At 74.7% G+C, this 10124-nt stretch carries 11 protein-coding genes; 7 read left to right on the top strand and 4 right to left on the bottom strand.

The annotated features are described in order from the left end of the window. Positions 1-823: PaaX family transcriptional regulator (locus ABZ914_RS38650; protein WP_500199433.1), on the top strand; the 823-nt coding region annotated here is incomplete at its 5' end. Between the two features lie 38 nt (positions 824-861). On the opposite strand, the gene ABZ914_RS38645 is transcribed toward ABZ914_RS38650, so the two are convergent. Beyond that, entirely contained in the window at positions 862-1308 is a 447-nt protein-coding gene (locus tag ABZ914_RS38645) for a PaaI family thioesterase (RefSeq protein WP_500199432.1), read from the bottom strand. A gap of 250 nt (positions 1309-1558) precedes the next feature. Between ABZ914_RS38645 and ABZ914_RS38640 the strand changes: the two genes are divergently transcribed. Both ABZ914_RS38640 and nrfD read left to right on the top strand, forming a co-directional pair. Beyond that, the gene (locus ABZ914_RS38640; RefSeq protein WP_206700325.1) at positions 1559-2338 is read left to right on the top strand and encodes a 4Fe-4S dicluster domain-containing protein; all 780 of its coding nucleotides are present in this window, start codon (positions 1559-1561) and stop codon (positions 2336-2338) included. Further along, positions 2335-3378, top strand: coding sequence for an NrfD/PsrC family molybdoenzyme membrane anchor subunit (gene nrfD / locus ABZ914_RS38635; RefSeq protein ID WP_500199431.1), 1044 nt, complete (start codon positions 2335-2337; stop codon positions 3376-3378). The genes ABZ914_RS38640 and nrfD overlap by 4 nt, the downstream gene beginning before the upstream one ends. Positions 3379-3889: 511 nt before the next feature. Here nrfD and ABZ914_RS38630 read toward each other — a convergent pair. The 3 genes from ABZ914_RS38630 to ABZ914_RS38620 all read right to left on the bottom strand — a co-directional run bounded on the left by ABZ914_RS38630 (position 3890) and on the right by ABZ914_RS38620 (position 7167). Then, positions 3890-5071 (bottom strand): RNA-guided endonuclease InsQ/TnpB family protein, encoded by a 1182-nt coding sequence (locus ABZ914_RS38630; protein WP_500199429.1) that lies wholly within the window; start codon positions 5069-5071, stop codon positions 3890-3892. A 200-nt stretch (positions 5072-5271) separates the two neighbouring features. Continuing rightward, a complete protein-coding gene (locus ABZ914_RS38625; protein WP_500199428.1) occupies positions 5272-6102 on the bottom strand; it encodes an acyl-CoA thioesterase in 831 nt (276 codons plus the stop codon). Between the two features lie 45 nt (positions 6103-6147). Continuing rightward, positions 6148-7167, bottom strand: coding sequence for an enoyl-CoA hydratase/isomerase family protein (locus ABZ914_RS38620; RefSeq protein WP_500199426.1), 1020 nt, complete (start codon positions 7165-7167; stop codon positions 6148-6150). A gap of 272 nt (positions 7168-7439) precedes the next feature. On the opposite strand from ABZ914_RS38620, the gene ABZ914_RS38615 reads away from it, so the two are divergent. From ABZ914_RS38615 to ABZ914_RS38600, 4 genes are all read left to right on the top strand, one after another. Further along, positions 7440-8072: a TetR/AcrR family transcriptional regulator gene (locus ABZ914_RS38615; protein WP_500199425.1), complete on the top strand. Its 633-nt coding sequence runs from the start codon at positions 7440-7442 to the stop codon at positions 8070-8072. Positions 8073-8122: 50 nt separating this feature from the next. Beyond that, positions 8123-8554, top strand: a complete 432-nt coding sequence (locus ABZ914_RS38610) for a hypothetical protein (protein WP_500199423.1) — start codon at positions 8123-8125, stop codon at positions 8552-8554. A 39-nt stretch (positions 8555-8593) separates the two neighbouring features. Beyond that, the gene (locus ABZ914_RS38605) at positions 8594-9742 is read left to right on the top strand and encodes a sensor histidine kinase (protein WP_500199421.1); all 1149 of its coding nucleotides are present in this window, start codon (positions 8594-8596) and stop codon (positions 9740-9742) included. Next, positions 9739-10124 (top strand): response regulator (locus ABZ914_RS38600; protein ID WP_500199420.1); only part of this gene is annotated, 386 nt, incomplete at its 3' end. The genes ABZ914_RS38605 and ABZ914_RS38600, both read left to right, overlap by 4 nt.

The raw sequence follows: 10124 nt of genomic DNA, 5'->3' as shown, positions 1-10124 counted from the left end.
GCGCTTCCGGCGCCGCCGTGAGCTCGGCGCGGCGAGCGCCCGCTCGCTGCTGCTGACGGTCCTCGGCGAGTTCGTCCTGCCCGCGGGCGAGCCGGTCTGGACGGCCGCGTTCCTGGAGGCGCTCGGGCTGGTCGGGGTGGAGGAGAAGGCCGTCCGGCAGGCGCTCGCCCGCAGCGCGACCGAGGGCTGGCTCTCCGGCGAGCGGCACGGCCGGCGCACCGCCTGGCATCTCACCCCGGCCGGGCGGCGGCTGCTCACCGACGGCACGGACCGCATCTACGGCTTCGGCCGGCCCGGCGGCGACTGGGACGGGCGGTGGCTGCTGGTGCTCGCCACCGTCCCGGAGACGAACCGGAAGCTGCGGCACCTGCTGCGGACCCGGCTGTCCTGGAACGGCCTCGGCAACCTGTCCCCCGGCGTGTGGGTCAGCCCGCATCCCGAGCGCGAGCCCGAGGTGCGCGAGGTGCTCGCCGAGATCGGCGTCGCGGACACCTCGACGCTGTTCGTCGGGAGCCTCGGCGACCTCGGCGAGGCGCGCCGCGTGGCCCGGCAGGCGTGGAACCTGGACGAGATCGAGCTCGCCTACGAGGACTTCCTCGACGCGGTCCGCGCGCTGCGTCCCGCCGACGATCCCGGGACGTTCGCCGCGCACGCCCGGCTCGTCCAGGAATGGCGGCGGTTCCCGTTCCTCGATCCGGCGCTGCCCGCCGAACTGCTGCCGGACGACTGGAGCGGCTCGCAGGCGTTCGCGCTCTTCCACGAGCGGCACGGCGCGTGGCGGCCGGTCGCCGACCGCCAGTGGAAGGCCATGACCGCCGACTGACCGGCCTCCGGGCCCGCCGGCGGCCGGCCGGCCGCCGGCTAACCCGCCGCCGATGACCCCGCCGCCCGTCCGGTCGCGGGCTCCGGCGCGTCCGGCGGAGTGAGCCGCAGCAGGTTGACGGTGCCCTCGGCGACGACGCGGTCCCGGTCGTCGGTGATGGTCGCCTGCCAGGTGACGTGGTCGCCGACCCGGTCGACGGGGCGGGCGCGGGCGGTCAGCCGGCCCTCCCGGACGGCGCGGATGAAGCGCGTGTGGTTGCTGACCCCGACGACCTGGTGCTCCAGCCCGACGGTGAGCGCCGCGCCCATGCTGCAGACGGTCTCGTTGACGGCGCAGTAGACGCCGCCGTGGACGATCCCGTACGCCTGCATGAGCCCGCCGGTCACCTCGATCTCGGCGACGACCTCCCGGTCGGACGCCGCGGTCACCACCAGGCCGAGCGTGCGGTCCAGCGGGCCGGCGTAGCCGGACGGTTCCACCGCCATCGCAGCCTCCTCGACGATCTTCCGACGCTATCCAGCCGTCCGAAAGGTCGTCAATGCACCGTTACGTCGCATCGTCGTGCCGGCCCGCCCGCGCCTCCAGGTGTAGGAGGCCGCCTGGCGGGAAGGGTCGCACCGCCTTGTCCACGGGCTGGAGGTGACCGCGGTGAGCGGGCTGGTCGGACGGAACCTGCTGGCGGGCGCCGAGCCCGACGTCGCGAAGGACGCCGGGTACCCCGACGCCCCGCCGCGCATGGGCTTCTTCACCGACACCTCCGTGTGCATCGGCTGCAAGGCCTGCGAGGTCGCCTGCAAGGAGTGGAACGCGGTCCCCGAGGACGGCCTGGAGTTCACCGGGATGTCCTACGACAACACCCAGGGGCTCGGCGCGGACACCTGGCGGCACGTCGCGTTCATCGAGCAGGACAAGCCCATGGGCAACGCCGACTCCGGCGTCCGCTGGCTGATGGCGTCGGACGTCTGCAAGCACTGCACGCACGCCGCCTGCCTCGACGTATGCCCGACCGGGTCGCTGTTCCGCACCGAGTTCGGGACCGTGGTCGTCCAGGAGGACGTCTGCAACGGCTGCGGCTACTGCGTGCCCGCCTGCCCCTACGGCGTCATCGACCAGCGCAAGGAGGACGGCCGCGTCTGGAAGTGCACCCTGTGCTACGACCGGATCGGCGACGGCCTCGAACCGGCCTGCGCCAAGGCGTGCCCCACCGACTCCATCCAGTTCGGCCCGCTGGACGAGCTGCGCGAACGCGCCGCCGCACGCGTCGACCAGCTGCACGACATCGGCGTGGACGACGCCCGGCTGTACGGGCACGACCCGGAGGACGGCGTGGGCGGCGACGGCGCGTTCTTCCTGCTGCTGGACGAGCCCGAGGTGTACGGGCTGCCGCCGGACCCGGTCGTCACCACGCGGGACCTGCCCGCCATGTGGAAGCACGCGGGCGCCGCCGCCGCCGCGCTCGCCGCGGGGGCCGCCGCGCTGTTCGCCGTCCACGGCCGGCGGGGAGGCGGGCGATGAGCACGTCCGACGTCACCAAGGCCGGGACCGAGGGGCGGCGTCCCGGCCGGGACGCCCTGATCGGCCAGGGCACCGGCAAGGGCGGGCGCCGCAGGCGCCGCGGCGGACGCGGCGAGCGCGCGATGGTGCCCGAGGCCGAGTTCACGTCCTACTACGGCAAGCCCGTGCTGAACGCGCCGGTCTGGGCGGCGTCCGACGTCGCCGCCTACCTGTTCCTCGGCGGGCTGGCGGGCGCCGGGTCGGTGCTGGCGGCGGGCGCGGAGCTGACCGGGCGCCCGGCCGCCGCGCGGGCGCTGAAGATCTCCTCGCTGGCCGCCATCGCGGGATCGGCGGCCGCGCTGATCCACGACCTCGGACGTCCCGCGCGGTTCGTCAACATGCTGCGGGTGATGAAGCCGACCTCGCCGATGAGCATGGGCTCGTGGGTGCTGGCGGCCTACGGGCCGGCGGCCGGCGCCGCCGCCGTGCTGGACGCGACCGGGCTCTTCAAGCCGCTGGGCAGGGCCGCGACGGTGGGCGCCGCGGCGCTGGGGCCGGTGGTCGCGACCTACACCGCCGTCCTCATCGCCGACACGGCGGTGCCGGCCTGGCACGAGGGCTACCGGGAGATGCCGCTGGTGTTCGTCGGCTCGGCCACCGCCGCCGCGTCCGGGATGGCGCTGCTCGCCGCGCCCGTCACCGAGACGGCGCCGATGCGCAGCGCCGCCGTGCTCGGCGCGGGGCTCGACCTGGCCGCGGTGAAGCTGATGGAGCGCCGGCTCGGGATGCTCGCGGAGCCGTACCGGCAGGACAAGGGCGGCCGGCTCATGCGGGCGGCGCGGATCCTGTCGGCCGCGGGCGCGGCCGGAGGCGCGGTGCTCGGCGGGCGCAGCCGGATCGCGGCGGCGGTCAGCGGCGCGGCGCTGCTGGCGGGCTCGGCGTGCACGCGGTTCGGAGTGTTCTACGCCGGCATGCGGTCGGCGGAGGACCCGAAGTACACGGTGGCGCCGCAGCGGGAGCGCGCGAACGCGCGGGACACGGCGAAGACCGAAGGCGCGTGACGGCCCGGTTTTCTGCAAGAGACATGAAATCTTGCGCAATCTCTTGACCCGGCTGCAAGAAGAGAGCATTCTCACGGTGCTCGCGGACGGCCGTCCCCCACCCCCTCAGGCACGCGCCATGTGCCCTGTGACAGGAGTTCGCCGACATGCACCGTGGAACCCCCGCACGCTCCCTGATCATCGCCGCCGCCCTCCTCATCGGCGCCGCCGCGCCGTTCGCCGTCCCGTCCCCGGACGGGACGGCCCGCGCCGCCGCACCCGCCCTGAACGCCAGTGACGTCACCGCGAACCTGTGGGATGGAACTGGAACTCCGTCGCGAAGGCCTGCACCGACCAGCTCGACCCGGCCGGGAACGACGACGACTGGACCGACACCGCCTAGGTCCAGAACTGCGAGCTGGACCACCTCTCCGACGTCAACTGCTCGGTCCTGATGGACCGAGCGTGCCGGCTCGGTCCGGAAGGCCGTGCTTATGCTCCCGGGTGTCCTTGATGGGAGGACGGGCACGGGTCACATCGCCGGTCCCGCCGTTGAGGCGGGGGCCGGTTGGGGCATGTTGACAAATACCCACGCCGGGCGTGCGCGGTCGCGCACGTTGACCCCGGCGACGACGTCGGCGGGCCCAGCGAGGCCGCACCGGCGACAGGAGAAGGCGTCCCGCGAAGGCCGGTTGGCCTTGGCGGTGTGGCCGCAGCGCGGGCAGCGCTGCGAGGTGTAGGCCGGGTCCACCTCGATGAACGGCACGCCGGCACGACGGGCCTTGTAGGCGATGAACGCCCCCAACTGGTGGAACGGCCAGGACGACTGCCGTGCTCGCTGGTCGCGTCGAACCGTGACCCGCTCGCGGATGCCCTGGAGCTCCTCCAAGGCGATGCCGCGTTCAGTGCGTTGGGCGACAGCAACGACGGTCTTGGAGATCTGGTGGTTGACGTGGGTGGCATGCCGTGACTCGCGGCGGGCCCGCTTTTTGAGCAGTTGCGCGGCCGAGCGTGTCTTGCAGGCTTGGATCTCGGCTTTCTTGCGGGCCTGCCAGCGGCGGTAGCGGTCCAGGCGCCGCCCCGAATGGTTCTCGCCGTCGCTCGTGGTGGCCAGGTTGGCGATGCCCCGGTCCACTCCGAGCCAGTCCCTCGGCTCGTACCGCTCGGCTTCGGGGACCTCGCAGGTAGCGACCAGGAACCACTTCCCATCTCGGAAGGCCAGGTCAGATTCGCCTTTCCGATACTGGACGAGTTGCTTGAGCGCCCCCGCTGAGCAGGCGAACCGGACGTTCTTCAGGCGCCCGTCCATCGTCCAGATGGACACGGTCTGGGCATCGTAATTCCACGAGGCGCACCGGTCATCGTAGGTATGCGCCGCGTCCGCCCGGACGGCGATGGGCTTGGACTCGGCCTTGCGGCGCCGCTTGGAACCCACGCCGCCGAGATTCCCGGCCCGGACACCGGTCCGCAGGGCGGTGTAGGCGTCGGCGACGCGTTTGATGACGTGCTGCGCGGCCTGCGCACCCAGACCACGGGCCTTCAGCTCGCCGTAGGCCATCGACCGCAGATCCTTGACCGATCCCTTGAGCCCGTAGGTCGCGAACGAGGCGGCCGACACCTGATTCGCGCACTCGTTGACCGTGTGCAGGGTGCGCTCCAGCGCCGACGCCTGTACGACGTCGGGGATGAGCTTGACCTGCACCACGACCTTCACTCCGTGACCATAGCATTACAGTCTGCAGCTTCGATGGTTTTGCCCTCGAACACATGCACGGGATGACACCACAGTCTGCAAGCACCCGCGCAATACCCCTCCAGGCCCCCGTGCGGCGCCAACCGCGTCTACATCACCGGCACCTCTCCGCACACCGCGAACGACACCTGGCGCTGAGCACCCGCGGCGGCGTAGCCCGCTCAGGAGGCGGGACGGTCGCGCGGGGTGCGGAACAGGCACTCCTGGGTGAGGCTCGCGACGAGGGAGCCGCCGCGGGTGTGGATCGTTCCCGAATACAGGCCGCGCCCCGACGCGACGGTCAGCGGGACGAGGTCCATCAGCACCCAGTCGTCCATCCGGACGGGCCGGTGGAACCAGACCGCGTGGTCGAGGCTGGACCCGGACCGGGCCGTCCCGTCGTGCAGCGCCGACAGCCCGGAGGAGATGTCGGACAGGTACGTCAGCACGCACGCGTGCAGCAGGTCGTCGTCCGGCAGCGGCTCGTCGCAGCGCGACCAGAGCCGGGTCGGGAAGTCCGACGCCGGGTACGGCTGCGGCGGGACGCGGCTGTCCATCGAGAACAGCCGCGGCATCTCCGCGTCGGGCAGCGTCTCGGGGCCGGGCGCGTCCGGGGCGGGATGCACCTGGCGGTCCTCGTCCTCGGCGGGCCGCTGGAACGACACCGACATGTTGAAGATGACCTCGCCGCCCTGCAGGGCGACCACGCGCCGCGCGGAGAACGAGCGGCCGTCGCGGTCCCGGTCGACCCGGAAGATCGTGGGCCGGGCGGCGTCGCCGCCGCGCAGGAAGTAGCCGTGCAGCGAGTGCGGCAGCCGGCCCTCCGGGACGGTGCCGCCCGCCGCGCGCAGCGCCTGCGCCGCGACCTGCCCGCCGTAGAGCGGGTACGGGTCGTCGAACACGAGGGCGCCGCGGTACAGGTCCCGGTCGAGCTCCTCCAGGTCCAGGAGCTCCAGGACGGAGTGCCGCTCTTCCAGGCGCGGTTCGGGTTGCTCGGAGATGGTGGGTCGCACGGTCGAGACGTTATCCGACGCGGTCCGGCGCGGTTCCGGCCGCCCTCACGGCCGGACGTCGTCGACCAGGCCCCAGGCGAGCGCGGTGCGCGCGTCGACCGGCTCGCCGGTGAGCGCGAGGTACAGGGTGCGCCAGCGGCCGATCCGGCGCGGCAGCGACACCGTCCCGCCCGCGCCGGGGATCAGGCCCATCGCCACCTCCGGGAGCCGGAACGTCGCGTCCGCCGCCGCGACGACGCGGCCCGCGAAGGCGGGCAGCTCCACGCCGGCGCCCACGCAGGCGCCCTGCACGCGGACCTCGATGCGCGTCCCGAGCCGGTGGATCGGCCGGGCCGCGCCCGCGCGGGTCCGCACGAAGTGCGCCGTCGCCAGGTCGGGCGCGGTGCCGAACTCGTCCAGGTCGCCGCCGGAGCAGAACACCGGGCCCGCGCCGTCCAGGACGACCCGGGCGATCCCGTCGTCGAGCAGCGCGAGGCGGAGGGCGTCGACGAGCGCGTCCCGCAGCTGGCGCCCGTAGGCGTTGCGGCGCTGCGGCCGGTTCAGCGTGATCGACAGCACGTCCCCGTCCCGGGACAGCAGGACCGGGTCGGGGACGTCGGACGGCAGCAGCCGCGGCCCGCGCGAGGCCAGCCACCGCGCGAACTCCGCCCCGCCGAGCAGCGCCGAGTACGCGTAGGACTCCACGTCCAGCGCCGCCGGGACGTCCATCCCGGCGGTGGTGCGCAGCACGTCGCGCAGCACCAGCGCCGCCTGCGGGTTGCGCTCCGCCGCGTCCCGCAGCGCCGCGGCGCGCTCCGCCGGGGCGCCGGCGGCGACGCACTCCGGCCCGGCGTCCGCCGCCCCGGTGAGGGTGACGTCGCGGGCGCGGACCAGCGCGGGGTCGCCGGAGCCGACGCCGACGAGGACGCGGTCGCAGGCCCGGGCGCGGCGCGCGGCGCGCTCGACGCCCGCGGCGTCGGCGGGCGCGAGGTCCACGACGGCGAGGGGGGCGCGGACCGCGCCGTCGCCGTCGAGCGGAGGCGCGTCCGCCGCGCCGTCCGCGAGGTCCGCTATCGAGATGTGCACGCCGGTCCCTCTCGCCCGGGGACCCTCCGGCGGGACGGCGGATCCGCGCGATGATCTCTACCGGGACGCGAGTGTAGCGCCGGACCGGGTCCCGGGCGCGGCGCCGGTGCCCGCGAGTCCGCGCAGGTGAGCGAGGTGGACCGTGCCACGCGGCCACCCCAGCGTGGCCTTCGTGGAGGCGGACGGGCGGCCGGGCGCCGGGTTAGGCTGGAGGCTCCCGGAGCCCGGTGAGGCGTCCGGGACGTCCGGACGATGGCGTGCGGGGAGGGGCCGTGACGGCACCGGGAGAGGCCGCCGAGAGGGTCCGCATCATCGATGCCGCGTACCGCTGCCTGCTGGCGGCGAACGGCGTGCCGGTGACCGTCGGCGACGTGATCGCGGCGGCGGGGCTGCCGGGCGAGGCGTTCGCCCGGCACTTCGCGTCCAAGGACGCGCTGCTGCTGGCGATGTTCCGGCGCGACGGCGCGCTGATGACGGCGGAGATGCGCTCGTGGGCGGCGTCCGCCGCGGGCCCGCCCGAGGCGCTGCGCGCGGTGGTCGACGGCATGCTCCGGATCACCGCCGACGACCGTCGCCGCCGCCGCGCGCTGGCGCTCGCCTCGGGCGAGGCGGTGCGGGCCCGCGGCTGCACCGAGGAGCGCGCCCGCGCGGTGGCCGAGCAGGAGGCGCTGATCGCCGAGATCCTCGCGGCGGGCCGGGCGGACGGGTCGCTGCCTTGGGCCGACCCGGAGCCGGACGCGCGGTCGATCCGGGCCGCGCTCGGCCGGGCGTTCGAGCACCAGCTCACCGGGACGGCGCGGGAGAGCGCGTCCGCGGCCGCCGCCCAGCTCACCGCGTTCCTGTTCCGGGCGCTCGGCGTCCGCAGCGCGAACGGCCGTCCCATGACGAATGTCATGGGCGGGTGATGCGCCGTCTCACTGCCGGTGACCGGGCCCCCGCGCGGACCATTTCCGGTATGAACGAGAACGAGAACGGCACCCTCCAGGACCTCCGTCACCCGCAGAACCTGCGGGCCTTCCGCGACCTGAAGCTGCTCACCGGCGGTTACCTCGCGCTCAGCTGGCTCACGATGGGAGCCGCGTTCCTCCTCCGCGACCACCGCTCGATGGTGAACGACACCGTCTGGGTGCGGGGCGGCATCGTCGCCCTCGCCTCCGTGCTGTCGTTCGCGCTCGCCCACCGCGCCGCCCGCGGCTCCCGGGGCGCGTTCCGGCGGCTGCGGATCCTGTCGGCGGTGATGACCGCCGCCATCGTCGTGATCGTCTCGCTGCCCGGTTTCCTCCCCCCGTGGATGCGGATCGAGCAGGCCGTCTGCGGGGTGCTGCTGCTGGGCGTCGTCCTCATCACCGCCCGCGGCCGCATGCGGGCACTGTTCGCCGCCAAGTGAACGCGGACGAGGCGACGGGAGGCCGGTAACGTGCCGGGCATGCAGGACGCCGTGGAGCGGCCGCCGGACGGCGGCCCGCCCCCGAAGCAGCACGGCGCCGACCCGCACCGGTGGGCGCGCGGCTGGCGCCGGACGGCGCTGGCGACGGGGATGCTGGTGTACCCGTCGGTGACGGCGCTCGGGGTGGCGCAGTACTCCTCGGGGGCCGCCGCCGCGGCCGGGTTCGCGATCGCCGGGGCGTTCGCGGTCGCCTACGTCCTCGCGGGCGGGGCGGTCGTGCGCCGGGACCGCGGGCGGCTCTGGCTCTTCCACGGCGTCATGGTCGTGCTGTTCCTCGCGGAGCTGCCGTTCGCCCGGAACCTGGCCTTCTACCTGTGGGCGGTCATCACCGCCCTCACCGCCCTGACGCTGCGCCGGCGCATCGCGCTGATCGTGCTGGCCGGGGCGCTGCCCCCGCTGATCGTCCCGTGGGCGGTGCGGCCGTGGCACACCGGTCCCGACCTGCTCACCGCGCTGATGGTCGTGTTCACCACGATGACCGTCTACGCGTACGCCGAGATGGCCGGCGCCAACGCGGAGCTGCTGGAGGCGCGCGCCGAGGTGGCCCGGCTGGCGTCGGAGGCCGAGCGCGCCCGGATCGCCCGCGACCTGCACGACCTGCTCGGCCACTCGCTGACCGTCATCACGGTCAAGAGCGGGCTCGCCCGGCGGCTCGCCGAGAGCGGCTCCGCCCGCTCGGTGGAGGAGATCACCGCGGTGGAGGAGCTGGCGCGGCAGGCGCTGACGGACGTGCGCGCCGCGGTGTCGGGGTACCGGCAGGTGTCCCTCGCGGGCGAGCTGGCGCGGGGCCGGGAGGTGCTGCGCGCCGCGGGCGTCGCCGCCGACCTGCCGGCGGCGACGGAGATGGTCGACCCCGCCCACCAGGAGCTGTTCGGCTGGGTGGTGCGCGAGGGCCTGACGAACGTGGTCCGGCACGCGCGCGCGACCCGCTGCACGGTGACGCTGTCGCCCGCGGGCGTGGAGATACTGGACGACGGGGTGGGCGCCGCCGCGTCCTGCGGGAACGGGCTCACCGGGCTGCGGGAGCGGGTCGAGGCGGCCGGCGGCGGCGTGGAGGCCGGCCCGGTCCGCCCGCGCGGCTGGCGGCTGAAGGTGACGGTCGGGACCGCGGAGGGTGCGCGCACATGACGATCCGGCTGCTGCTCGCCGACGACCAGGAGCTCATCCGCACGGCGCTGGCGACGCTGCTCGACCTGGAGGACGACTTCGAGGTCGTCGCCGCCGTCGGCCGCGGCGACGAGGTGGTCGGCGCGGTCCTGGAGCACCGGCCGGACGTGGCGCTGCTCGACATCGAGATGCCCGGCGTGGACGGGCTGGCCGCGGCGGCGGTGCTCGCCGAGAAGGCGCCGGACTGCCGGGTGGTGATCCTGACGACGTTCGGCCGCGCCGGCTACCTGCGCCGCGCGATGGGCGCGGGCGCCGTCGGGTTCGTGGTCAAGGACGCGCGGGCCGAGGCGCTCGCGGACGCCGTCCGCCGGGTGATGGCCGGCGAGCGGGTCGTCGACCCGGC

This window comes from Spirillospora sp. NPDC046719, from assembly GCF_040645715.1.
Taxonomy (GTDB): Bacteria; Actinomycetota; Actinomycetes; order Streptosporangiales; family Streptosporangiaceae; genus Spirillospora.
The sequence above is the reverse complement of the archived record's forward strand: the minus strand, read 5'-3'. Positions and strand labels throughout refer to the sequence as shown.